A 25,389-nucleotide genomic window follows, 5' to 3' on the forward strand; every position below is an offset into this window, starting at 1 on the left:
CCATCTGCCTCAACATCATTCCCGATAAAAAACAACACGATGAAAAACGAATTCCTGGAGCACCACCTGAATATGAACCGCCGGAAATTCCTGTCACGGCTTAGTTTGGGCATCGGCAGCGTAGCACTTGGCTCCCTGCTGATACCCGACCTTTTCGGTAAAAGCAGTAGCCATGAAGCACCTTTCATACCAGGCATGCCTCACTTTGCGCCCAAAGCCAAAAGGATCATCTACCTGTTCCAGAACGGCGCCCCTTCCCAGCTGGAGAGCTTCGACTATAAACCCAAACTGCGCGAGATGATGGGACAGGAACTGCCGCCGTCCATACGCATGGGACAAAGGCTCACCGGCATGACCGCCGGACAGTCGTCCTTTCCCCTGGTAGGGTCCCACTATGATTTCAAACAATATGGGGAAGCCCGCGCATGGGTGAGCGACCTCTTTCCGCATACCGCACAGATCGTAGATGATATTTGTATTGTGCGGTCCATGTTTACCGAAGCGATCAACCATGATCCGGCACTCACCTTTTTCCAGACAGGCGCACAACAGGGAAACCGCGCCAGCTTTGGCTCCTGGATGAGCTACGGCCTCGGCAGCGAAAACAAAAACCTCCCCGCCTTCTGCGTACTGTTGTCACGCGGCAAGGGCAACGGCCAGGGCGTATACTCCAAACTGTGGTCCAACGGGTTCCTCGACAGCATTCACCAGGGTGTACAGTTCAGCAGCGGTGATAACCCGGTATTGTACCTCAACAATCCCGAAGGTATCGATATGGGCAACCGCCGCCAGATGCTTGACCAGCTGGCCGCCCTTAACGACCAGTCCTATAAAGATTTTGGCGATCCGGAAATCAACACCAAGATCCAACAGTACGAGATGGCCTACCGCATGCAAACAGCCGTACCGGAACTGACCGATCTCTCTAAAGAATCAGACGACATCATCAAACTATACGGGCCCGAATGCCTTGTCCCCGGCACCTTTGCAGCCAACTGCCTTTTGGCGCGCAAACTCTCGGAAAGCGGCGTACGCTTCGTGCAGCTATATCACCAGGGCTGGGACCAGCATGGCAACCTGCCCAATGAAATGGCCGGCCAGGCAAAAGATGTGGACCGCGCTTCCGCCGCATTGATCACCGATCTCAAACAACGCGGACTGCTCGATGAAACGCTCGTCATATGGGGCGGCGAATTTGGCAGAACAAACTACTGCCAGGGCAAAATGACGGCCGATAACTACGGCCGCGACCACCACCCGCGCTGCTTCTCCATCTGGATGGCCGGCGGCGGCGTAAAGCCAGGCATCGTCTACGGCGAAACAGACGAGTTCGGGTACAATATCATCAAAGACCCGGTGCATGTGCACGATTTCCACGCCACCGTTTTACACCTGATGGGGCTAGACCACGAAAAACTCACCTTCAAACACCAGGGCCGCCGCTACCGGCTCACCGACGTAGCAGGAAAAGTTATACCAGGGCTCATGGCCTGATAAAAAATACGATTCATGGAGAGAAGAAAATTCATACAAGCATCAGCGTTAGTTACCGCATCATTTTACATTTCCCGCGACCTCTTCGCCCGTCCCAAAGGGCCGGTATACGGCCATCAGGATATGCGCTACACCCTCGACACCCGCTGGGGCACGCTCGACAGCAGCCGGCATCCCGTAAAAGACTGCCATGAGATGGTGCAGGACAAAAAAGGCCGCATTATCCTCCTTACCAACGAAACAAAAAACAACATCCTCGTCTACAATAAATCCGGCAAACTGCTGGAATATTGGGGACATGAGTTCCCCGGTGCGCACGGCCTTACCCTGGCCCATGAAAACGGCACCGAATACCTCTTCATCACCGATACGGAAAAACACCAGGTGTATAAAACCACCATGGACGGCAAAATCGTGATGACCATCGACTATCCCGCGGAAACAGGCTTCTATAAGAAGAAAGAGGAATTTGTGCCTACAGAAACCACCGTCACCGACGAAGGGGACATCTATATAGCAGACGGATACGGCGCGCAGTATATCATGCATTACGACCGTCAGGGCAAACTGCTGCATACTTTCGGCGGCCGCGGCGAAGGCGACGCCCATCTGGACAACGCCCACGGCATCTGCATAGACCGCCGCCAGGGTACGCCCACCCTGCTGGTGACAGACCGCACCCGCAACTGTTTCAAGCGTTTCACAATGAGCGGACAGCTGCTGGAAGTGATATCCCTTCCCGGCGCCTGTGTATGCCGCCCGGTGATCAAAGGCGACCATCTCTACGCAGCAGTATTGCGTTCTCCCGATATGAATGCCAGCGGCAGCGGCTTCGTCACCATCCTGGACAAAAACAACAAAGTGGTGTCCAACATTGGCGGCACCGCCCCTGTCTATAACGATCAGCAGCTACAGCCCATGCAGCAGGCGGAGAAACTGTTCGTTCACCCGCACGACGTATGCGTGGACAACGATGAAAACGTTTATGTAGCACAATGGGCCTCCGGCAAAGTGTACCCATATAAACTCAGGAGGGTATAATGACGTGGAACCTTATCCGCTGGCAATACGCCGGCAGCCAGCTTTTATTTGCCGCTAATATTTTTGCGCTCGTATTGTTCATCGCCGGCAGCAGCGCCATTATACCTGCATGGTTGCAGGTAGTGGGCCGCATGCACCCCCTGGTGTTGCATTTCCCGATCGTATTGCTGCTGCTGGGCTCCCTGCTGCTGTTTGTGCAGCTGCGCGAACCGGAAGCCAACCGCTGGAAAACACAATTCACCGCCTGGCTGTTGCTGGCAGCAGCGCTCAGTACAGCCGTCACCGTTATTATGGGATTGCTGCTTGCCAGGGAAGAAGGTTATGCCGACGGTAATATCCAGTGGCACAAATGGGGTGGAATGGCCGTATTATGGACCGCATCTTCATTATACTGGCTGCGAGAAGCTTCCAGGCCGTGGTTGCCGAAAACGGGTGCATTGGTAACGGCAGTCCTGTTATTGGTGACCGGCCATTGGGGTGCTGACATCACCCATGGCAATAACTTCGTGCTGGCGCCTGTTACGCCGCACAACACGCCCGTGCCATTGGAGAAAGCGCTGGTGTATGACCATCTCGTGAAACCCGTTCTGGAAGAAAAATGTATGAGCTGCCACAACGCAGGGAAAGCGAAAGGCGGCCTGTCGATGGAGCTTCCGCAACAGCTGCTGGCCGGCGGGAAAAGCGGCAAATTGTTCATCCCCGGCAATCCCGCCATCAGTTTGATAATGCAGAGATTACACCTTCCGATGGATGACAAAAAACATATGCCTCCGGCCGGCAAACCACCACTCACCGAAGAAGAAGTGGCCCTGCTTTACTACTGGATCAAAGGCGGCGCAGACTTCAAAACGCCGGTGGCATCGCTGCCGGCGCGTGACAGCCTGCGGTTGCTGGCCGCTGCCCGCCTGCAACCCGCAGCTGCCAAAGAGCCGGTGTATGATTTCTCTCCCGCAGATGATAAAATGGTGCAACGGCTGAACAACAACTACCGCGTCGTATATCCGGTGGCGTTACATGCCGCCCCTCTGGTGGCGAACTGGTACAACAAAGACAAGTTCAATATTGCTTCCGTTAAAGAGCTGCAGCCGGTAAAAGAACAGCTGACAGAAATGCACTTGCAGAAGATGCCGGTACAGGATGCCGACCTTGAAGTACTGGCGCAGTTTAAACAGCTGCGGGTGCTCAATCTCAGCTTCACCAATATCACCGGGCAAACACTGGCCACCCTCGCCAAATTGCCGCACCTGCAAAGCCTTTCTGTATCAGGCACGCCGGTCACGCTTCAACAGCTCACCACCCTGAAAGCCGCACCTGCCCTGCAAACACTGTACGTATGGAACACCGGTCTTTCCCATGCTGATATTCAGCAGGCACAAAAAATACTGCGGCAGGTCACCGTGGTGGAAGGCTTTACGAATGACAAAGGAGAACAACTGAAGCTGAACCAGCCAACCATACTCAATACAGCGGCCGTTTTCAGGAGCAGCATACAACTGAAACTGCAACACCCTGTGAAAGGCGTGGAAATACGGTATACCCTGGACGGTAGCGCCCCTGACAGCCTGCATTCACCGGTTTTCAAAGACAGCCTCCTGATCACCGGCAACACTACCGTGCGTGCCATTGCCTGTAAACAGGGATGGTATGCCAGTGATCCGGTACAGCTCCAGCTGGTCAAAACCACCTATATACCGGACAGCGTTACACTGGTCAACCAGCCGGAAGGGTCTTATCTCGCCAGCGGCGGCAGCACCCTGACAGACGGTCAAAAAGGCGGAACAGACTATAACAATGGTAAATGGCTCGGCTATACGAAAAATGTACTGGAAGCGGTGGTGCGGTTTCCCCAACCGGTGCCGCTTAAATCGGTGAGCATCGGCATGCTGCGCAATGTGGGTTCTTATATCTTCCCGCCTCGCCAGGTTGAGATATGGGGAGGCGTTCATCCGCAGCAGCTCAAATTGTTGAAGAAAATCAGTCCGCCCGCAGGCAAAAAAGACGACCCTGTTGCTGCGATGGACATTGATTGTGCTTTCCCGGTGACACAGGCGTCCTACATAAAGATCGTCATGACACCAGCCATCCTCCCGTCCTGGCATCCCGGCAAAGGGAAACATGCCTGGGTGTTTACGGATGAGCTGCTGTTCAACTAAATAAAACCAATTGATGTATTGGCCGGTGATGACATGTCACCGGCTTTTTTTATTCGCCCCACCAATCCGGCATAGGCACCTGTTTCAGTTCTTTATAGCTTTTGGTGATCAGGTTATTCAGCGCTTCGGCGCCTTTTCCTGCTTCCAGGATATAACCGTCGTTCAGGGTATATATCGTCCCTTCTTCATTGATGGCAAGGCAGGTGGCCGTGTTCTCTCTTCCTATCAGGGTAAGCATCTTACAACCGATGGCCCGGGGATAGTCTTCCACTATCAGGTCTTTCTCATACAACCTGGCTTTAGATAATGACCATGCTATATCAAAACTGACAAACATGTCTCCCCCCAGGCTGTTGGTATAGTTCAGGTCCAGACCCTCGAACGGCTGTCAGAAAAGCCTCTACCTTGTCAAATATGAGGTACCCTGCATTCTCCAGCAAATGGATGCTTTTCTGGATAGAAACGGTTCTTCCTTCGTACCAGCCAGCTTTCTGCAACACCGCTTTAGCGGCCCCTGAAATCATGCTCATAAAAATATTATTTCATTTCGTCCCTTCGGGTTTAGATTCGGGCGTGTTGATCTTTTAAAGTTGATCTTTTAAAATTATATCAGACCCCTGAATAAATTTACGATAAACCGATATCACATTTTTTTAATGATTTTCATTCCGATATCTCCAATCTGCCGTTTCGGGACCAGCGGTCATATTTCGCTCATTTTTCCCTAAAAATTCCTACCTTAGGATAAGTATCGAGCCCCGTCCCTCCGCTTACCAGTCGTTGCCCCCGGCTTTTTTTATTATTTATAATTTTAGAAACCATTTTTATGAAAAAGATTCCCCTTTTCGTATTGATTGCTTTTCTGGCAGCCTGTACCTCCAGCCCCAACCAATCCCAAACAGCAGCAGACACCACCTCCGGGCCCGGACCTGCCAAACAGGAAAACATGGCTTACCCCTACACGGCAAGCTATTCTTCGGATTTTGAGATGGGTGATACAAAAAACGCACAAACACTGCTCACCGTTTACCAAAACTGGGACAACAACACCCTCGACAGCGCCAAACGTTTTTTCGCGGAAAATGACACCATGTTTTTCTCCGACGGTATTATGTTTGCCGGCAACAGGGACAGCCTCTTCGTGCTCGCTAAAAAGAAAAGAGGACCGATGGGCAACGTGGTTGATTCCATCCACGCCTGGATACCGCTCAGAAGCAAGGATAAAAAGGAAGAATGGGTGGTGATATGGACCCGCGAAATAGCTACCGACGCCCATGGGAAAAAGACAGCGAAAGAACTGCAGGAAACCTGGCGGTTTGATAAAAACGGGAAAATCAACCTGATGTACCAGTATGAACAGGCCCCTCCTAAAATGATGCCGCCGGCGGCGAAAAAATAATCACAAAAAATAGCGAGGCTGGCCTTTTTAAAAAGGCCAGCCCCGTTCATATTATGGTAGCAGGTTTTGCATAGAAACGCAAATCCCAAACTATAACGTAACAAACTCCCCTTTCTCCTTAACAGCCTGGTTGCCCCATGCTGTAATCGCTTCCAAAACAGGGACCAGCGTTTTCCCAAAGTCCGTCAGGCTGTAAACAACTTTGATGGGAGGCTTTTTACCCTGCACCTTCCTCGCCACCAGGCCGTCCTTCTCCAGCTGTTTTAACTGCAGGCTCAATGTCATCTCTGTAACGGAAGGCATTTCTTTACGAAGCTCATTATATCTTTTAGGCCCTTCCTTTAAATGGTACAGGATCACTGCTTTCCATTTCCCACCCACCAGGTCCATGGTCAAACTTACCGTGCAGGGATAAAGTTTGCCATTCATTTTTATATGATCACCAATACATTCTGTCTTCATGTGATTATTTTTTGCACCTATCTGTTTTGATAGTTATTGCAAATGTACCCCACTAAAAATAGTTTTGCAACTATAATAATTATAGTTCAAAAACTTCTAGATATGACTAACCATTTAACAACAGACAGTATAGGCGTACAGCAAGACAAACCACTTGTTACGATCGTAGGTATTTTGGGCAAACAGGGGCTCAGTGCGGCACGCACGCTGCTGGCCTCCGGCAAATACCGGGTACGGGGCATTACCCGCCGTACCGATTCGCCGGAAGCGCTATCCCTGGCCGCCCGGGGTGTAGAGCTGGTAAGCATACCGCTGGACCTTGGCCACAAAAAAGATTTTGTGAAAGCATTCCGGGGCGCTGATGCAGCTTTTCTGATGACGCCCAACATTGCCCCGCCGGCCACCCATGAGTTCGAACTGGGCAAAGAGCTGGCCGATGCGGCGGTGGAAGCGCAGGTCCCACATATTATATTCAGTGCCCTGGAAAACGTCGATGAACGAACGAAAGGGGAAAAATTCGCCCCGCATTTTACGGACAAGGGTAAAATTGAAGCATACATCCGAACCCTGCCCATCAAAAGCACGTTTATCTACATGGCCTTTTTTTATACGAATTTGATGGAATTCTATACGCCTGTCTTGCGGGGCGATACCCTGGTATTCCCGGTCTATCTGCCTGAAGACTTTCGAGCGCCGTTTGTTGACCCGCTTACTGCGACCGGCCCGGCCGTATTGGAAATCCTTACCCGTCCCGATCAGTATGCGGGACAATCCCTGCCCGTTATCGGCGATATCATCTCTCCGCAGGAAATGGTGGACACCTTTGTCAGGGTAACCGGTAAAAAAGCGGTTTATAGTTCAGCCTATACACGGGAGGAACTCCTGGGCCACTTTCCGGCATTCGGCGCCAACGAGACTTTGGTACGGGAACTCCTGGGCATGGTGGAATACGCGGTGGAATATGGATACTTCCGGGAAGACCGTGACCTGGACTGGAGCCGGAAAATAAACCCTGCAGCGCTGACCTGGGAACAGTTTCTGCGGAGCACCGGATGGCAGGGAGAAAAAGTAAATCACTCCTGACATAGGGTTGTCAAACCCGGGTCCTACCTTTGTTATAACAATCACCCATAAACTATTCTACGATGGAAACACTGGATGGAAGACAAGCAGTATATGCCCGCACCAGAAGGGAATGGCGGAAATGGCTGTAGAAAAACTGTCAGGCGGAACCCGGGGTATGGCTTGTTCAATATCATAAAAAAAGTAAAGTCCCCTGCATCTCCCTGATAGAGGCGACGGAAGAGGCGTTGTGCTTTGGATGGATAGACAGCAAAGCTAAAAAGCGTGACGAGGAAAGTTTCTATCTCACATTCACCCCGCGCAAAGCGAAAAGCAAATGGAGCAAACCCAATATAGAACGGGCGCAACGCATGATCGCCACCGGGCAGATGACCGTGCACGGACAGGAAAAGATCGATCTGGCAAAGCGTACCGGGATGTGGACAGAAGAATAAGATAAGACAAAGAAAACAGGGCGGGTTGCCAGAAAAGCTGTTTGTGCATTACCTTTGCGACGGTATAAACAACAGATATGAGTCAATTTCCGCATATTAACCTGCCATTAAAGAACAAACTGACCTTCACCGCTAACCCGGTAAACGTAGTGCCATTACCGAATGGCGAAGTGCTGATGAACTTTGCGAGCCAGCCGCTGATTACAAAACTCAACGCTGACCTTGAAATTGTCTGGGAAAAAATCATGCAGGGGCAGAACACCAATTATGTCAGCAGCAAGCTGTCCGCCTCTGCTGATGGCCGCCTCATTGCTATTGCCGGCATGACCGACGTACGTATTCTTGACGCTGAAGGCACTACTGTGTTACATACCGTGGAACATAGCTCCTGGGGCTGGTTCCTGGGTGCTGCCTGTTATTTTTCCAGCGATAATAAAACCATCTGGTACGTGCTGCCCGGCGGGGAAAATGAAACAGATACGCTGCAGGTGATGGATGTGGCCACTTTTGAAGTAATAGCCGCTCACCCGCTGCTCGAAAGTCATCGTTATGCCTATGCATTTCATGCCACGCCCGACAAAAACACCATCCTGCTGGAAGCTGCCGCCGGCCAGGAAGAATCGGTCCTGATGCAGCTCCAATGGGACAACGGCGCCGTTTCCCTGACAATGCTCCCTGCATGTGATAATATGATCATGGGCAACTTTGCCCCTTCCGGAAAAGAGTTCGTCATGGCCCCACATTATGATGAACCGCTGGAAATATACGCCTTCCCTGCCATGACCAAAGTAGCGGAACAGGACCAGCCGGCTATTTTCGACGGTAGCAAGGACTTTCCCGCCGCTGAACCGGACAATATCAACTACACCGTTTTTTTTGTGGATGACCATAACATCCTGGTCATCTCCCAGTTTGGAAGATTGTTATTACTGGACAGAAAAAATTTACGCTGCAAAGCCGAGGTAATGCCGGAAGGCATCGAATTCACAGCATATGACCTGGATGGCAATCTCACAGCCAATCCCGATTACATCTATGACTACAGTAGCAATATCATCAACGTGATGATGGTGCATAACAAGTTGCTGCTAACAACCGGTGACGGCCAGCTGCGCGGATACGACCTGCCGGTGTGATAAAATACGTATATTTCATATGACAGGCCCATATTGCGGGACAATATGGGCCTGTCCATCCCCTGATCAATTCATTCCTATCCCCCTTCCATAGCAGGATAGTCAGTGTATCCGACATGGTCACCTCCGCCATATAGCCGGCGGCTGTCCACTATTTCATTCAAGCCGGCTCCACGCAGAAACCTTTCCGGAAGGTCAGGATTGGAAACAAAATAACGTCCAAAGCCCACGAGGTCCGCGTGCCTGCTTTCAATGAGCGCTACTGCTTTTTCAGCCGTTTTATTACCGGTGGCAATGATCGTATTCTTAAAAACCTTCCGGAGATCTTTTCTGAACCCGTCTGACAATTCCGTTCCGCCCGGCCAGTCGGCTTCTGCAAGATGAACGTAGGCGATGTTTAGTTTGTTTAGCTGTTCTGCTGCCAGCAGTGTGGTTTCCAGTATTTCCGGGTCTTCGGTGTCTTTATAAACTACGTAGGGAGATAACCGTACCCCTACCTTTTGTTGACCGATGGCATCCGCAATACCTTTAGCTGTTTCCACCAACAACCTGGTACGGTTTTCCATGCTGCCGCCATATTGATCTGTTCGTTTGTTCAGCGTACTTCTCAAAAACTGATCGAAGATATAGCCGTTGGCCCCGTGTATTTCGACGCCATCAAAGCCCGCTTCCATGGCCTTTATAGCACCCTGAACAAACGCCTGTTGCAGCAATGTTATCTCCACCTCCCTGATGGCACGGGGAGTATCCACCGGTACAAATGTGATCAGTCCATCCGGCCTCCCGTCATAGATATATACTTTATTATCCTCCGAAGGGACGATAGCGGATGGCGCAACCGGCTGCAGGCCGTTTACCAGGTAAGACGACATTCTTCCCGTATGCCAGAGCTGTAAAAAAATCACGCCCCCTTCGTGGTGAACGGCGTCAGCAGTTTTTTTCCATCCGGCCACTTGTTCATCGGTGACTATACCAGGCGTCCTGGCATATCCTTTCCCTTCCAGACTGACATAGGTGGCCTCCGTAATAATTATACCCGCAGATGCCCGCTGACGATAGTATTCCGCCATTAATTCATTGGGGATGTCTCCGGGCTGGGATGCCCGGCTCCTGGTCATAGGCGCCATCAGTAACCTGTTTTTTAAACTGACGCCACCCAGGTTGTGTGGGGTGAATAAAGCAGGATATGCCATAACAATAGGGTTTCTTCAATTCTTAAAGCTACTGCCGGTCGCAATATATATTATCGCAGTGTCAGCGCTGTTAATTTAACGGCCTTAAATTGTCTGCAAAAAATTTCACAAATACTGATTAAACTTAATGACACCTGAGCAGTCTTATCAGCGTTGATTAAATAATCCTTAACCCACCATTTACCGCAAAGCTGTACCCAGGCCTTGTATAATGAAGAATATTAAAGTCCTTGCGATAGGAGGATGTCACGTTGTTGGCTATGGCCTATCGGATCAAAAAGATAATTTCATAGATGTTATGATTTCCACCGTTAACTCTGAGGAAGTCTCATTTGAAAAAAAAACACAAGGTCATGTTACACTGAAAAATTTCATAGAGACGACCAATAATATTCATGAATTTGCTCCCGACATCTTGTTAGTACAGTTGGGAAATTATGAATTCTCTTTCAGTATCAAACAGGAACTATTTTCATTACTAAAATTCAAAAAGAAGAAAGTCATCAGGAAATCAAGCATAAATACCCCAGTCACTTCCAAAGCCGGAATAGTGTCTCCGCCACAATATATTAAACTTTTAATCAAGTCCTGGATTAAAATAGCTCTTGATGCTTCTATTTCTCTTACCAAAAAGAAAATGCAAGTGAGAAAAGCTGAGCTAAAACAACTTCTGGACATATTAGATCAGTTGAATTATAATATCATCCTTCTGTCTCCCTTTCCAGTACTAGAGCGCTTCGTTCAAAAGAAAAGAGGCTTTGCCAATAAAATTTTAGAAGACCACGAATTCCGGAACAAGAAGATAAGGTACGTAGACACACGTTCTCTGGTACCGCAAAAAAGAAGGTATTTTCAGGACTCAACGCACCTTAATAAAGAAGGGCATTCACGATTAGCCAATAGGCTACAGTCTGTATTTAATGAATTATGCGAATTAAATCAATCACATACTGTTACTACATAAAAATTGGTGGGGAAAAAAATTTTACCATGGAATTTCTCCTGTCTGCCTGTCAGGAAATTTCAGGATATATTATGCACTGCGCAAACAATCACTACCGGCACCAGTAACCACACCTGCAAAAGATACTACAATATGCCAGGGAAATACTGTAAAATTACGTCCACTACGGTAGACGATTTTGCAGACTCTCAAAATCGTTTGACATGTCAATCGTTCCGGCGCAACAGGAAGCGTTAAGCAGATCGTCAGCGAATTAACCTCGCTTTTAAATTTATTTTTTGTTACTTTGCCACCGAAATAACCATAATCCATATACCCGACAGAACAAAAGTATTTTATCAATCATAAACCGTGAAAACCTATGCTTAGGAAATTCTACCTACTGTGTTGTTTGTCAATGCTGGCAATTGTTATTAATCCATCGACAACTTCTGCCCAGTTGCAATTACCCTTCTCAACAGTCCTGCTTCCATTCAACGATTGTTATGAGTGTAATGTTTTTAATCCGATGTGCCCGCAGCACACACAACTATGGTCACAGCTGTATCCCAACCTGACCGTCAAATCAACCCACGGTTCTCCCGACATTGAAATGCGGGATAACCTGGTGAACCTGCGGCTCTGGTATTATAAAAGTAAATCGGAAGGTTTTTTTGTGAAGTATGACTTTAAGCCTTATATCACTTACAGGATAAGGATAATGGCATCAACCCCCGGCTATTTTGGGGGTTCTGGTAACACACACACCAACCTTGCCGCGCTGTATGTGGCGCTGACTAACGGTTTACAGGCTTCATCCACCACCAACTGCGATTTTGGCACCATCCCCACTCCTACAGGAGATAACATGCCACCGCAACAGGTGCCTATTCCCGGTAATTTCCAGGAAATGGCTGTTAATGTAAACGTGCCGGTTGGTAAAAGCTACAGCCAGCTGTTCATGTATGTAAACAGTGCCCAGCAAGATACCGGTGGCGTATTGATCCGCTCTGTTTTCATAGATGAATACAGGCACTTTGATTTTGGCCCGCTCAATATTACACTGGCATGTGGCGACGTAGCGCCACGTACTTTTACTATCAACAATCCGCTGAATATTTCCGGCATCACTTCCTATAAATGGGAAATCGGCCCAGGATGGCTATATAATGGTCAGCCTGCCCCCTCAGTGCTCAGCACCACTAACACCAGCATCCAGTTAAAACCGTCAGGCAATGCGGTGCCGGGGAATGTATCTGTTACGCCAATGAAGCAGGAAACCGGGTATGAAAAGTATACCTGTACTGTAAAACAGAACCCGCCTACACAGCCACAGTTTACAACTACCACCGGAACCGTTTGTAACCAGTCGGCCAATTTTGCGGTTGGAGCTGTAGCCGATGCCACGCACTACCTGTGGGAAGCAGAGAATGCGAATCTCCGCATTAACGGGGCATCTTCTCCCGCTTTGCTGCCCGCTGCAACTGGCAACGCCATCACATTAACAGATGTAAGCGCAACGTTCTACTCGTCTTGGGTGTCTGTAAAAAGTTACAACGCAGGGTGCGGCTATTCCCCAGCTACCACACAACTACTGAATGTAGGGGTACAGGAACCTATCCCATACTACTCAGACGGGCTATCAATATCAACCGAAACGCCCATACCTGATGGCCAGGCAAACGTATGTTCCGGCAAGTTCAGAGTGGGGTTAACTCCTACTCCGTTGGGATCAGTGACCTGGACAAAGATAGCTGGCACCTATCCATTTGCCGGCAGCACCGGCAACTTTGTAAACGGGAATATTGCTGTAAGTCAATGGATCACTTTCAGAGGAAGTTACCAAACGTCGTGCGGCACCAGGTATAAAGAATTTACTATATGGGGAGTTAAATGCAGCGGCGGTATTGATAAATCGATGATGAAAGCCGAGCGCTTCAGCATTTATCCAAATCCTACCACCAGCTATATCTTACTCACCGACAATGCAAATCAGGACCAGAATGCCAACAAGGAGATTGCCTTGTACGACCTCAGCAATAATCTGGTACTGAAGATACAATCACATAACAGTCAGACTACCATCAACACAGCCAACCTGAAGCGCGGCAACTATTACCTGGAAGTGCGCACAGGAAATCAGAGAGAAGTAAAACAGCTGATCCTGAAATAATTTTGCTGCTGAAGAATGCTGCTTCTGTTTTAAATATTAAAAAAGCTGCCTCAAAGGTAATTTGAGGCAGCTTTTTTAATTTGAGAAACAGGCATGTATTTAAGGTCTCAAAGGATAATAAATTTATCTTGAATTATATTGTGTATACTGAAAAGTAAATCAAAATTCATTCCCATGAATACCAATAACCTTTGGGACTATACGCCGTTGAAATCATATTTAAGTACACTCGCGACATTTGAAGAACAGGAATGGGAGTGGCTGAATGAACTGTTATGCATCAAACAATTTGACACAAAGGATTATTTTAACAGGGCCGGAAGCAGATGCAAAACAATTGGATTTATTTTAAAGGGCTGCTTTCGATGGGTTAAAAATCTGGATGGTATAGAGCGTACTTTTGATTTTGCCACAGAGAATGATTTTGTAACAGACTATATAAGTATTTTACTAAGGAAACCGGGAGAAGTTGATATAGTTGCTGTTGAGCCGACTACCATGATCTGTATTGATGCTGAAAATATGCTTAAGCTATTTGACAGATCATATTCATGGCAGAAAGCAGGAAGACACCTGGCAGAACAAACGGCATGCTACTCGATGGAACGCCTGTTAGCTTCGTATTACGATACACCTCAGGTCCGATATGAGCGTCTCATGCTTAATTCACCAGAATTATTTCTGCGAATACCTCATCATATTCTTGCCAATTTTCTGGGAATGACCAAAGAGACATTGAGCAGATTAAGAAATATAAATACCTAGGAGTTATTTGTTGATTCAGATCAACAATTCCACTTTGTCCGCTGCGTAAGTTTGAGAAATTTTAAGATGAAATGGAAAATAATTTCTACCTGAAGCAGCAAATGGATGCCATTTTTACTGCCCCCAATACCCCGGCAGGTTTAGATTTCCGAAGGACAGACATACCACTTCCCAAACCCAATCAGGCACTGGTAAAAGTGAAGGCCTTCACCCTCAACCAAGGTGAAACACGTACCGCTTTGTCAACAACAGAAAGTTATATCGTAGGGTGGGATTTTGCCGGTGTTGTTGTGAAAGCTGCCGAAGATGGCAGTACCCCCAAAGAAGGTACCAGAGTGTTTGGCTACATAGCACAAGGGTCCTGGGCTGAATACCTTGTTGTTCCCGGAGGGCTGATGGCAGAAATTCCGGAAGGCATTACAGACGCGCAGGCGGCCTGCCTACCAATTGCCGGCCTCACAGCTCTTGACTGCCTGGATGCCAGTGGAGATATTCAAGGCTTACGCGTACTCATAACTGGTGCTGCAGGCGGAGTCGGACGTTTTGCCTGTCAGTTGGCAGCCAATGCCGGAGCAAAAGTATTTGCGGTAAGCAGACGTACCGAATTGGCCAATCTGTTGCAAAACCCATCCGGTATATTTAAAGATGCAGCTGAAGCCAAAGCGGCCGGTGAATATGATATAATCTGGGATTCCATAGGTGGTGATACCCTGGCCACAGCTCTAACTGCATTGTCCCGTAATGGCATTTGTATCAATTATGGTAACTCTGCCCGTGAGTTTAGTAAGATAAACATACGTTCAGCAGGATGGCCCTTACATCGCATAAAATGTATCTGGCTTGGAAGAGAACCACTATATCCAAGTACTCCAATGCTGGAGCGTCTTGCTGCTATGGTAGAAAATGGAAGCCTGAATACACCTATCGACCTTGAACTTCCCTGGAAAAGTATATTCACTGCCGTTAATAAATTATTACAGCAACAAGTGAATGGCAAAGTAGTCTTACACGTAGCGTAACAGCACTACTTTCGCGGCAGAAGCTCACTCGGACCGAAGTAATTTTCGTAGCTGATAAAAGAAACGTTCTATCAACCGTAGGTCCTGTGTAACAATCTCCGCATTGCCTTTCAGTTCTTTATCGAAGGCAAGTGTTTTGTGGAAAGAGGTTTTCAGGCCATTCGGGAGAATTACGTTCACGTAGTAGTTACCATCTTTATCGGGGGTATTAGCGATGCTTTTTACCTTGCCCTGTACCGAGCCAAATTCCTGGTAAGGATAGTTGTCCAGTTTCAGCAGTACCTTCTGCCCTTCCTTCACTTTGCCGGAGTTGGTGGCTGGTACCTGCAGGCGGCCAATCAGCATATTTTTATCTTCCGGCATAACGGCAACGAGTATATCACCGGACTTTACAAACTGGTTTTTACCCAGGAACTGCTGAAAACCTACCACGCCATCTACGGAAGAGATGAACAGGTAGTTCTGCTCCCAGGATTTAACAGACCGCCGCAATTGCTCAAACAGCTGGGCGGTCTGTGAGCTCAGGTTGATCTGGTCTTTTTGCGCGCTGATAGCCACACCGCTTCTCGTTTTTTCTATACCCAGTATACTCTCCTGCAACTGGGAAATCGTAACATTAAGATTTTCAATATTTTGTTCTGCCTGCAGGAATTTGATTTTCTCCTGGCCCATCTCCGCCGCTGACACCACTTTTTCCTTAAACAGTTCCTGGTACCTGTCGAACTCCCGTTTGGAGACTTCATACTTTTTTTGCTCCAGCTCTTTTTGCTGTTGCAGGGTACGGATGCGGTTACGTGACTCCGTAAGGCCTCTTTCCGCCGCAGCGAAGTCCGGAGAATAGGGCTGCAAGCGGGTATACAGCTGTTCATCCGTGAGTGCTTTGGCAAAAGCATTATAGTCAGCCTGTACCTCCCCGAGCTTAAACCGGGCTACTTCCGACAGGGGGAAATGCGGCAATGCCTTACTATCCAGCGAATCCATGATATTACGCAGACGGATCACGTCCCGGTAGTCAGCGGTGGACTGCAACACCAGTAAGAGCTGGTTCTTCGTTACTTTTTGGTGGTCTTCCACGAAGATTTCTTCCACCTTGCTATTGATGCGTGCTTCGAGCTTCTCCGGCGGATTGCTGGAAGAGATGATCACCTTGGAAGGTACAAACTCGGGGTATTTGATCACATAGCTCATCAGTAAAATAAGCAGCAGGATTACCATAATAACGGTGTTGCCCCAGCGTATCATCCAGTGCGGAGGCAGCGTCAGAATGTCCTGCACTCCTTCCGAATGCAGTTGCACGGTGTCCAGTATATCTTTTTTAGTTTCCAAGTTCCAATTGATTTTTTACCAGCCTGTAATATTCTTTTTTGAGCGACACCAGTTCGTCGTGACTACCTTCTTCTACTACCCTTCCTTTATCCAGTACGATGATTTTATCTGCATTTTTCACGGTTGACAAGCGGTGAGCGATGATCACCGCTGTTTTCCCTTTGAGAAACTGTTCCAGGTTGCCCATGATAGCCTTTTCCGTATTGGCATCCAGCGCACTGGTAGCTTCGTCGAAGAAGATGTACTCCGGCGCTTTATACACAGCCCGGGCAATAAAGAGGCGTTGCTTCTGGCCACCGCTGATACCGATACCTTCGTTGCCGATCTTTGAATTGTAATTCAGGGGCAGGCTTTCAATAAAATCCTTAATGCACGCCACCTCAACTGCCTTGCGCAACTGTGGCCGGTCAATATCATCAATGCCGACGGCTATATTTTTAGCGATGGTATCATTGAACACATACCCTTCCTGCATCACCACGCCGCATTGATCACGCCAGTAGCGCGGCGAAACATGTTTCAGGGGCGCATGGCCAATCTTTATTTCTCCCTCCACCGGATCATAAAACTTCATGAGCAACTTCAGCAGTGTAGTTTTACCACTACCGCTTGCGCCAACAATGGCAGTGGTCTTACGATGCGGGATACGCAGGCTCAGGTTTTCAAATACGGGGGAACCAGCACCTACATAACGGAAAGAAACATTATCCAATACAATATCCTGTTCCGGTATATCCATCACCGTTTGTATATCACTACGTTCTTCGTCTTCCTTTTCGTGGATCTCGCTCAATCTTTCCAGGGATATCTTAGCATCCTGGACCTGCTTTACGAAATCCATCAGCTGCACCAGCGGGCCATTCAGCTGGCCGATGATATACTGTACCGCCAGCATCATACCTAGTGTCAGGTTACCGTCGAGTACCAGTTTGGCTGCCAGGAAACTGACAAAGATGTCTTTCATCTGGTTGATGAAATTGGAACCAACGGTTTGCCATTGCTCCAGGGACAGGGAACTGATATGGATCTTAAACAGTTTTACCTGCATAAACTCCCAGCCCCAGCGCATCTGTCTTTCAGCATTGTATATCTTGATTTCCTGCATCCCATTCACCAGTTCCATCACCTTGCTTTGTTCCTCCGATACCTGGGAGAAACGTTTATAGTCCAGGTCTCTTCTTTTTTTGAGAAAAAAAGAGATCCATGCAATAGACAATACCCCGCCCAGCAAATAGATCAGGAAGAGCCGGTAATCGTACAACAGCAATACAATACTGAAGATCACCAGGTTCACCATGGAGAAAAGCGTATTCAGCGACGAATTGGTCATCAGCTGTTCTATGCGCTGGTGGTCATTGATACGCTGCATGATGTCCCCCGTCATGCGGGTATCAAAATAACTGATGGGTAATTTCATCAGCTTAATAAAAAAGTTCGATACAATGGAGATATTGATCCTGCTGGACAGATGTAACAAGATCCAGCTGCGTATCACTTCTATCCCGGTCCTTCCCACAAACAACATCACCTGTGCCAGTAGTACCAGGTAGATGAAATTCAGGTCATGGTTCTGTATGCCGATATCTACAATACTCTGGGTGAGAAAGGGGAAGATCAGTGACAGCACGCTACCGGCCAGCAGGCCGAGGGTAAGCTGGGTAATCAGTTTTTTGTACCGGAAAAAATAGCTAAAGAGGAAAGAAATATCTTTCCTCTTAGCAGGTGTATCGGTTTCTGATTCATAAAATTCGGGCGTAGTTTCCAGCAGCAGGGCAATTCCTTCTTCATCATTTTCCTTTTTTCCCTTGCCCATCCAACCATCAATAAATTCCTGCTGGCTGTAGGTGATCAGCCCATAGGCCGGATCGGACACATGAACGAGGGTACGTCCACCTGATTTTTTGATATTATAAACGACAACAAAATGTTGTTGTCCCCAGTGACAAATACAAGGCAGTGGCGCCTCTTCCACCAGCGTGGGAAAATCTATTTTCACCGCCAGCGACTTAAACCCCAATCCTTCTGCAGCCGCAGACAATCCCGCCAGAGAGCTGCCCTCCCGCGTTGTTTCCGCGAGGGTCCGGATAGCCTGTATATCTGTCAGCCTGCCATAATGCTTGCTGATGATTTTGATACAGGTAGGGCCACAGTCCTTCCCGTCCGGCTGCTTATAAAAAGGAAATTTTTTCAGCTTCATATCATTTGATTATCTCTGCCATTCCATACCACTCGATAGCGGCTTGTTTCATCGGATGTTGCGCCCATTCTTCCCAGTTATTGGTGTAGGGGTTGTACCCGCATTTCAGGGGTTTTGAATAGATGTCTTGTGGATTCTCTATATAAGCCCGGCAGTCCGTACATACATGCCGGAATTCACAGTCTTTACAAACAGCGATATCATCTTTACGGATATGACTGTAACGGTTAAACGTTTTATTGTCCAGCACTGCCTGCAGGGAGGTATCTGCCACATGGCCATAATTCTCCCGCATAGAAGGACAGTTTTTGATATATCCCTGCTGATCTATGCTCAGCTTACGATTCAGGCAGCTATTAAACCGTAGGCTTTCGGTGAATAGTTCCGTGTTCACCGTAAAGTGGTTGGCGCGTATTTCGCCGCAGGCCATGCAGGAGTTGATTTCTCCGGTGAAATAGTATACCGGTACAGAATTCGAGAATATTTTTTCAAGCTTTTCTTCCGGTGAACTATGTAGCAACAGGGATTTTACCCGTTGGTTTTTTTTCACCAGTTCGTCCAGTGTGGCTATATTCAGGCTTTTCTCGTAGGGCAGTACCAGTTTGATATGTCGCAACGTGGAATCACTGAACAATGCCAGTAATTCCCTCAGTTCAGGTAGCGCCACCGGCTGATAAAACCTGATCTCCAGCCCTTCCAGGTGCTGGTCCAGCAGTTCCCGGAAAAACGGTCCGGTATAGTCGATGGTTTCCTGGTATTCAATAACAACATTGGTAATATCCGCAAAGCGGTCCCAGGTGAGCTCCATTGCGGTAAGCTCCGGCAGGATATGGTCATCGATAAATCCCAGCTCACGGCTGACGAAGAAGTCCACATAACCGGTGATAGCTTCCCGGTTATCTTCCCCATAATGCGCGATACATTCGTCGATGGAATATTGTTGCAGGAACAACAATACTTCGGCAGTATCATTCGGCAGGTGATAGAACCGGCGCATTTGCAGATCGCAGAGCAGCGACATATTGGCGCCCTTTACCAGTTGACAGTTTGCGTATATATTTAGATATTCCATAACAGAAAATCAGAATTTGGAGATCGGTTTATAGAAATTATACAGTTCGAATCCTTCCGCGTTAACCCTCGAGGCTTTCTCAAACTTCGTGATGGGCAGGGAGGCAACGGATTCACTCTGCTTCAGAAAATACAGTGGCAGGGGCAGTATTTTCTTTGTTTTCAGGTTGCTGATGTATTTCTTTTTCATGGAGAACAGATTGATGAAGTAACCGTGCGAATTTTTTTTCCAGGTAATAGTTGCAGGGATGGGACACCATGCCGAACTGTCCTTCCGGGTTGATTTCGAGGAAATGATAGTTCCCCTGCATGTCCACCATCAGGTCGATGGACCCCGTGCGGAAGCGCAATATTTTCATGAGCTGGTCCAGTTTATGTTCCAGGTCAGCGGGTAATTTATAGGGTACGGTCCTGTTGGGCCGATGGTTATCATAATTCCGGAAATCATCTGTTGTTTTCCGGTTGTTTTGCGAGAAGATGGCCATGGAATAACATACACCATCCAGGTAAAAGGTCCTGATCTCAAATTTTTTGACAATCCTTTCCTGTACCAGGGAGGGGAAAAATGTTTCCGGTACTGCTGCCAGGCTCTTTTGATCGATGGTGCTGGTCAGCATTTTGTAAGCCCTGTGCTCGGTATCCTCCAGTAAAATACATTCACTGAGGGGCTTTACGATCAATGCGGGGTATTGTTCCAGCAAAGCCATAATTTTTGTTTTGGTAGTCACCACTTCCGTAAAAGGCGTGGGGATGTTTAACCGGCGGGCCAATTGTAACACCTGCAGTTTATTCAGGTTTTTCTCTGACAGGGGATCGTTCAGCCATTTTTGGGTGTCGATGGAATGAAACAGAAAAGAATGCAGGCCGTTGAATTCATCTACCAGAAAACGTTTCAGGGTGTACTGGCTGTTAAAGTCCGGTTGCTTCAGGCTGAACTCAGCGGGAAAGTGAGCGATTTTCCTGCGGTACCAAACCACGGCAGTTTCTGTATTATCCGGCAGATCACTAAGCTGTTGAAACCGGAAGAAGTCTTCACCATTCAACCGCCGGTAAGGTATTTTCAAATAGTCCATCCATTGGCAAACCTGGTCTGTAGTACTTTCCAGGTAGGACTGACTTAATATGAGTATCTTTTTAAACATGACCGGATATTGATTTTTTGTGGGGAAGAACTGCCAGCTGTTGCTGGCAGTTCCCTGATTTCCTTCATCATGATGCGGAAGGAGAAATGATTAGTTATCTTGTTTGTGATCGCAGAAGTACTGATCACCTCTCTGCGTAGCAGAGTGAGTGGTAACACCGCCGTCCATTTCCATGCTGGCCAGTGCCATCAGGCCACCTTTAATTACTTCCGGGGCTTCAACTTTTTTTGCGCTGAGTTTGGATAATTTCTTTTTCATATTGTTTTTAATTTATTAGGTTAACTACTTTTTGGGGGATGTACTTAGTCCGCTTTGGTATCAGTAACATAATGTCTGCCATTCCAGGAAGCGCTGTTGCTGGTGGTTTTGTCGCCGTCTTCCAGGCATTGTAGCTGCATTAAGCCGCCTTTCAATGTTTCAGGAGATGTTACCTCTTTGGGGACCAGTTTTTCTAACTTTTTCATGTGTTATAATATTGAACGAATGAATAAATGAAGGTTGATTAGTTGTCTTGTTTGTGATCGCAGAAGTATTGATCACCTCTCTGCGTAGCAGAGTGGGTAGTAACACCACCATCCATTTCCATGCTAGCCAGCGCCATCAGGCCGCCTTTAACTGCTTCGGAGTTCTCTACTTTTTTTGCATTCAGTTTTGACAGTTTCTTGTCCATGGTTTTTAATTTAAAGGTTAAACGTTTTTTTCCGGGTGATCAATTAACAATCTGTTTTGTGATCGCAGGAGAATTGATCTCCTCTTTGGGTACAAAAGGCGGTGGTGAAGTAACAGTCGCCACCCGAGGTATCGGAGACCATTTGTAACAAGCCTCCTTTAATGGCTGCAGGCGCTTCCACCTTCTTTGCATTCAGCTTTGACAATTTCTTTTTCATCGTTTTTCCAATTTAACAGGTTAACATTTTCCCGGGGTACGATTAATTTCCGGGGTCCTGGTTTACGTCAGTAACATAGTGTCTGCCATTCCAGCTCGCGGTGTTGTAGGTAGTTTTGTCACCACCGTCGGTGAAAGCTTCCAACTGCATTAATCTGCCACCTTTCAGGGTTTCAGGGGATGTTACCTCTTTGGCAACCAGTTTTTGTAACTTTTTCATATGATGTAGTTTTTAATGATGATGTAAAAGTAGCCGAAGGAATTACACCGTTGGGGCGAGATGAATATTTGAGTGAGGGCAGTCGATATTTGCGGTGTTCGGGGGAATATTTGCGGCGCCGTTCCAGGATAGGGAGAAGGTGTAATCAATTGGCTGAAGCAGGATTTTTATCTCATTGTCATTCTTCATACCTTATTAAAACTGATTAACCTGTATGAAGTACGGGAAAGAAATCGGGGTTATATAAAAGGAGGTCGACTAAACGCCAAACTAAAAAACAAAACCCCGCGACTAACGCGAGGTTTAAAAGTTGTCTGTGATCTCTATGGTACAAAACTCGAACTTATTTGTATTTCGAGCAAATGCCTATTTACTTAACAATAGGCATTTGCTTGAGTGCGTAGGCAAAGCTATCAGGCAGAAAAATTTTTCCAAACCGGGTAAAATGATTATTTTTCGTAACCGATAGGTTACATATTATTTGAATCACTGCACATGAATGGTGGAGGAAATTTTAATATATAACATGGAAACACCACAAATCATAGTTATACGACGCTATTTTGCTGTACCAGCAGCACGGCAAACCAAAAACGGTAGGGAATGTGTCAAATGTATATTTTGCCATTAACGGAAAAGCGATGGTAGTTAAGCGGACAATCACGGCTATTAAATTGTTCGAATCAATGGAATCATTATCCGAAACTGACTTCATGAATATGAAATATAGTGTTAAAATGACGCCCATTGGTAAAAAAACTAAAATCACTTCAAGCACTACTATCAATGGAAATGGCATATTTGCTAAATTACTGATGGTATTTATGGGCGGTTCTCTCAAAAAACAAGAAGAAACGATTTTGGCTAAACTGAAAAATACTATCGAAGCAAACACATAGAAATATTTTTTATGAACCGACAGCAACAAAGTAAGCAGACGATTATCTAAAGTCAGAATTATTTATTTGTCTCGAAAAACAAAAGATAGATATGAAACTTTCTTCTAAAGCAGAGAATATCCTGGCTCAAATTAATAATAAAACCAAGCTGGGAGACTTACGGAAGATTGCAAAGGAAATCCAAAAGGATCACGAACTGGCTATGGAACTATGGTCTACCAAAAGGTTTTTGCCCAGGCAATTGGCCATCTTGATTATGGATAATAAGCTTCTTTCCCAGGATTTGATTAATACGCTTGATAAGGATGCACAGACCCATTCATTGGATGAGAGAAATCAGCTAACGGATTGGCTAATGGCTAATCAGCTTACTAAGGACAAAAAGACAATTACACTGATTCAATCTTGGGAAGATAGTCCTTCTACCCTTCAGAGACGTATATTCTGGTATTATCAAGGTCGCTTACGCTGGATGGGACAAACTCCTCCTCCAAACAATGGAGAGTTATTATCTAAAATTGAAAACCAGATTGAAAAAGAAGAACCAGAAGTTCAATGGGCAATGAATTTCGTTGCAGGGTGGATTGGGGTTTATGACAAAAAGTACCGAAATCGTTGTATTGCACTTGGAGAAAAAACAGGTCTTTACAAAGGTAAGAAGGTATCAAAAGGATGTACTCCGGAATATTTACCCGAGTTCATTACCATTGAAAGCAACAAACGAAATTTATAAGCCAAGAAGTTCAAATTCTATCTCCCATATATAGAATCCTGAGGAGTGTAAAAAAACTGTGTCAACATTTAATTTATAATCACAACTTCAGTCGATTCCCGAAATAATTGACAGCTGAGACACAGTCAGACTCCAGTTCTCTTCCCCAGACAACTCTGTCCCCTCATAGGCAGCGATGGCAGTGCGTGTATCTGCGAACTCACTGCTAAGCAGACACTCTGCCAGCTCCAGGGCATCCAGAAATCGGGGTTATATAAAAGGAACTCGACTAAACGCTCAACCCAAAAACAAAACCCCGCGATTAGCGCGAGGTTTATAAGTTGTTTGTGATCCCGCTGGGATTACCGCTGTCATTTTCCACTAGACAGCAAACTACATAACACTACAATAACTCTATGATTTTCAATATTCTATAACATCGTGGTGTTTTTCTGTAAACTACCTTTATAGAGGCCGACACAATTTTTATAGAGTAAATTATAGAGTAACTATGTTTCCAGTCAAACCAGTATGCAAAAAGAAATTTGTACGCAGGGACGGCACAAGCGTAATTTTCATCCAATACTGCCATTCCATTGATAAGCGTACCCTTTTAAATTCAGGTATAGCTATCCCTCCTTCGTGCTGGAACCTTAAACGGCAACGGATAGACGACAACCTACCTGAAAATTACGGCAAGGCAGCAGCACTTAATGAACAACTTCAACGGGCCATTAGAAGTGTGCAGGACATACTAAATTTTGCTATAAAGGAAAAAATAACTGACCCTCTCTCATTCCTTAAAACGACTTTCAAACCGGGATTTGACATTGCTACGCTTACTCAAAAGGCCCAACAGGCCGCGGCCCTCGACCCTAAAACCAATCTTGATCTGATTTTCCAGATAGAGGACTACATCAAATGCAAGCGGGATAAGGTTTCGGCGGGTATGCTGAACGTGTATAAGAACATGAAAGACCACATGGCGGCCTTTCAGGAACACCGGGAAGCCGCTATCACATTCGATTCCTTTGACTTTAACCTGTATGAAAGCCTTGTCAATTATCTGACTTACGACTATGTTCAACGCCGGAGATCGGAGGTTATTGACGGTAAAAAGGAACAGATAAAAGGGCTAAAAACCTCCACCGTAGGCAAAACTATTAAACAGCTTCGTATATTCCTGCGGGATAGAATGCGCCGTAAAATTATCGCTCCTATTGACCTATCCGATTTTAAAATACTGGACGAGGACGCCGATGCCGTATACCTGTCTTGGCCCGAAATTAACCGGATTTATCAGGCAGACCTATCCAAAAAGCCCCATCTGACAAAGTACCGGGACTTATTTGTACTTGGCTGCCTGACAGGGCTAAGGTTTTCCGATTTTTCGTCTATCCAGCCGGAGGACGTACGGAAAGGGTCATTATATAAGAAACAAGAAAAATCTGACCATTGGGTAGTTGTACCACTGAGGGACGCGGCGGAGGAAATATTGCTTAAACGCTTTAACCGCCAGATTCCCGCGGTCAGTAACCCCGAATTTAACCGACATATCAAAGAAGTAGCACAACTGGCGGGCATTTGCGAGTTAATAAAGTTCTCCCATAAAAAGGGAAATAAAGACATAGTACAGGTAAA

General features: G+C 46.8%; 26 protein-coding genes. 14 read left to right on the top strand and 12 right to left on the bottom strand.

Going from position 1 to position 25,389, the window contains the following annotated elements; translation table 11 throughout:
• Positions 1-39 precede the first annotated feature (39 nt).
• From ACTJJS_RS30085 to ACTJJS_RS30095, 3 genes are read left to right on the top strand one after another with little or no spacing between them, the layout of a single operon-like run.
• Positions 40-1,494, top strand: coding sequence for a DUF1501 domain-containing protein (locus tag ACTJJS_RS30085; RefSeq protein ID WP_168873509.1), 1,455 nt, complete (start codon positions 40-42; stop codon positions 1,492-1,494).
• A gap of 15 nt (positions 1,495-1,509) precedes the next feature.
• Positions 1,510-2,535, top strand: a complete 1,026-nt coding sequence (locus tag ACTJJS_RS30090; protein WP_168873508.1) for a 6-bladed beta-propeller — start codon at positions 1,510-1,512, stop codon at positions 2,533-2,535.
• Positions 2,535-4,688: a c-type cytochrome domain-containing protein gene (locus tag ACTJJS_RS30095; protein WP_440667409.1), complete on the top strand. Its 2,154-nt coding sequence runs from the start codon at positions 2,535-2,537 to the stop codon at positions 4,686-4,688. The genes ACTJJS_RS30090 and ACTJJS_RS30095 overlap by 1 nt, the downstream gene beginning before the upstream one ends.
• 49 nt (positions 4,689-4,737) lie before the next feature.
• Here the strand turns inward: ACTJJS_RS30095 and ACTJJS_RS30100 are convergent, their stop codons facing one another.
• A complete protein-coding gene (locus tag ACTJJS_RS30100; protein ID WP_440667410.1) occupies positions 4,738-5,025 on the bottom strand; it encodes an SUKH-3 domain-containing protein in 288 nt (95 codons plus the stop codon).
• A 489-nt stretch (positions 5,026-5,514) separates the two neighbouring features.
• Between ACTJJS_RS30100 and ACTJJS_RS30105 the strand changes: the two genes are divergently transcribed.
• Positions 5,515-6,087, top strand: coding sequence for a hypothetical protein (locus ACTJJS_RS30105; RefSeq protein ID WP_440667412.1), 573 nt, complete (start codon positions 5,515-5,517; stop codon positions 6,085-6,087).
• Between the two features lie 90 nt (positions 6,088-6,177).
• On the opposite strand, the gene ACTJJS_RS30110 is transcribed toward ACTJJS_RS30105, so the two are convergent.
• Positions 6,178-6,549 carry a winged helix-turn-helix transcriptional regulator gene (locus tag ACTJJS_RS30110; protein ID WP_440667414.1) on the bottom strand — a complete coding sequence of 124 codons (372 nt, stop codon included), beginning with the start codon at positions 6,547-6,549 and terminating at the stop codon, positions 6,178-6,180.
• 102 nt (positions 6,550-6,651) lie between these two features.
• Between ACTJJS_RS30110 and ACTJJS_RS30115 the strand changes: the two genes are divergently transcribed.
• The 3 genes from ACTJJS_RS30115 to ACTJJS_RS30125 all read left to right on the top strand — a co-directional run bounded on the left by ACTJJS_RS30115 (position 6,652) and on the right by ACTJJS_RS30125 (position 9,202).
• On the top strand, positions 6,652-7,632 hold the full coding sequence (locus ACTJJS_RS30115; RefSeq protein ID WP_440667416.1) for an NmrA/HSCARG family protein: 981 nt from the start codon (positions 6,652-6,654) through the stop codon (positions 7,630-7,632).
• Between the two features lie 227 nt (positions 7,633-7,859).
• The gene (locus ACTJJS_RS30120) at positions 7,860-8,066 is read left to right on the top strand and encodes a YdeI/OmpD-associated family protein (RefSeq protein ID WP_440667417.1); all 207 of its coding nucleotides are present in this window, start codon (positions 7,860-7,862) and stop codon (positions 8,064-8,066) included.
• A gap of 77 nt (positions 8,067-8,143) precedes the next feature.
• Positions 8,144-9,202, top strand: coding sequence for a hypothetical protein (locus ACTJJS_RS30125; protein WP_440667418.1), 1,059 nt, complete (start codon positions 8,144-8,146; stop codon positions 9,200-9,202).
• A gap of 77 nt (positions 9,203-9,279) precedes the next feature.
• Here the strand turns inward: ACTJJS_RS30125 and ACTJJS_RS30130 are convergent, their stop codons facing one another.
• Entirely contained in the window at positions 9,280-10,395 is a 1,116-nt protein-coding gene (locus ACTJJS_RS30130) for an alkene reductase (protein ID WP_440667420.1), read from the bottom strand.
• A gap of 211 nt (positions 10,396-10,606) precedes the next feature.
• On the opposite strand from ACTJJS_RS30130, the gene ACTJJS_RS30135 reads away from it, so the two are divergent.
• From ACTJJS_RS30135 to ACTJJS_RS30150, 4 genes are all read left to right on the top strand, one after another.
• Complete coding sequence (locus tag ACTJJS_RS30135; RefSeq protein ID WP_440667422.1) at positions 10,607-11,359, top strand: hypothetical protein; 753 nt, start codon at positions 10,607-10,609, stop codon at positions 11,357-11,359.
• A gap of 508 nt (positions 11,360-11,867) precedes the next feature.
• On the top strand, positions 11,868-13,511 hold the full coding sequence (locus tag ACTJJS_RS30140; protein ID WP_440667424.1) for a T9SS type A sorting domain-containing protein: 1,644 nt from the start codon (positions 11,868-11,870) through the stop codon (positions 13,509-13,511).
• A gap of 174 nt (positions 13,512-13,685) precedes the next feature.
• Complete coding sequence (locus ACTJJS_RS30145; protein WP_440667426.1) at positions 13,686-14,276, top strand: Crp/Fnr family transcriptional regulator; 591 nt, start codon at positions 13,686-13,688, stop codon at positions 14,274-14,276.
• Positions 14,277-14,347: 71 nt separating this feature from the next.
• Positions 14,348-15,295, top strand: a complete 948-nt coding sequence (locus ACTJJS_RS30150; RefSeq protein ID WP_440667428.1) for a zinc-binding dehydrogenase — start codon at positions 14,348-14,350, stop codon at positions 15,293-15,295.
• Between the two features lie 24 nt (positions 15,296-15,319).
• On the opposite strand, the gene ACTJJS_RS30155 is transcribed toward ACTJJS_RS30150, so the two are convergent.
• From ACTJJS_RS30155 to ACTJJS_RS30195, 9 genes are all read right to left on the bottom strand, one after another.
• Positions 15,320-16,621, bottom strand: a complete 1,302-nt coding sequence (locus ACTJJS_RS30155; RefSeq protein ID WP_440667430.1) for an HlyD family secretion protein — start codon at positions 16,619-16,621, stop codon at positions 15,320-15,322.
• Entirely contained in the window at positions 16,611-18,818 is a 2,208-nt protein-coding gene (locus ACTJJS_RS30160; protein ID WP_440667432.1) for a peptidase domain-containing ABC transporter, read from the bottom strand. The genes ACTJJS_RS30155 and ACTJJS_RS30160 overlap by 11 nt, the downstream gene beginning before the upstream one ends.
• A gap of 1 nt (position 18,819) precedes the next feature.
• Positions 18,820-19,890 (bottom strand): grasp-with-spasm system SPASM domain peptide maturase, encoded by a 1,071-nt coding sequence (gene gwsS / locus ACTJJS_RS30165; RefSeq protein WP_440667434.1) that lies wholly within the window; start codon positions 19,888-19,890, stop codon positions 18,820-18,822.
• A 112-nt stretch (positions 19,891-20,002) separates the two neighbouring features.
• On the bottom strand, positions 20,003-21,031 hold the full coding sequence (gene gwsG / locus ACTJJS_RS30170; protein WP_440667436.1) for a grasp-with-spasm system ATP-grasp peptide maturase: 1,029 nt from the start codon (positions 21,029-21,031) through the stop codon (positions 20,003-20,005).
• A 90-nt stretch (positions 21,032-21,121) separates the two neighbouring features.
• Positions 21,122-21,289, bottom strand: coding sequence for a hypothetical protein (locus ACTJJS_RS30175; protein ID WP_168737798.1), 168 nt, complete (start codon positions 21,287-21,289; stop codon positions 21,122-21,124).
• 44 nt (positions 21,290-21,333) lie between these two features.
• Positions 21,334-21,495, bottom strand: a complete 162-nt coding sequence (locus ACTJJS_RS30180) for a hypothetical protein (RefSeq protein WP_168873492.1) — start codon at positions 21,493-21,495, stop codon at positions 21,334-21,336.
• A gap of 38 nt (positions 21,496-21,533) precedes the next feature.
• Positions 21,534-21,701 carry a hypothetical protein gene (locus ACTJJS_RS30185; RefSeq protein WP_159455959.1) on the bottom strand — a complete coding sequence of 56 codons (168 nt, stop codon included), beginning with the start codon at positions 21,699-21,701 and terminating at the stop codon, positions 21,534-21,536.
• 43 nt (positions 21,702-21,744) lie between these two features.
• Complete coding sequence (locus ACTJJS_RS30190; RefSeq protein WP_168737800.1) at positions 21,745-21,918, bottom strand: hypothetical protein; 174 nt, start codon at positions 21,916-21,918, stop codon at positions 21,745-21,747.
• 42 nt (positions 21,919-21,960) lie between these two features.
• The gene (locus tag ACTJJS_RS30195; protein ID WP_168737801.1) at positions 21,961-22,137 is read right to left on the bottom strand and encodes a hypothetical protein; all 177 of its coding nucleotides are present in this window, start codon (positions 22,135-22,137) and stop codon (positions 21,961-21,963) included.
• Positions 22,138-22,700: 563 nt separating this feature from the next.
• On the opposite strand from ACTJJS_RS30195, the gene ACTJJS_RS30200 reads away from it, so the two are divergent.
• The 3 genes from ACTJJS_RS30200 to ACTJJS_RS30210 form a co-directional block, all read left to right on the top strand.
• Positions 22,701-23,036, top strand: a complete 336-nt coding sequence (locus ACTJJS_RS30200) for a hypothetical protein (protein ID WP_440667439.1) — start codon at positions 22,701-22,703, stop codon at positions 23,034-23,036.
• A 91-nt stretch (positions 23,037-23,127) separates the two neighbouring features.
• Entirely contained in the window at positions 23,128-23,769 is a 642-nt protein-coding gene (locus ACTJJS_RS30205) for a DNA alkylation repair protein (protein ID WP_343745818.1), read from the top strand.
• Positions 23,770-24,259: 490 nt separating this feature from the next.
• Positions 24,260-25,389 (top strand): phage integrase SAM-like domain-containing protein (locus ACTJJS_RS30210; RefSeq protein WP_440667441.1); only part of this gene is annotated, 1,130 nt, incomplete at its 3' end.

Origin of the sequence: Chitinophaga sp. 22308 (assembly GCF_052045305.1) — a bacterium.
GTDB lineage: Bacteria > Bacteroidota > Bacteroidia > Chitinophagales > Chitinophagaceae > Chitinophaga > Chitinophaga varians_A.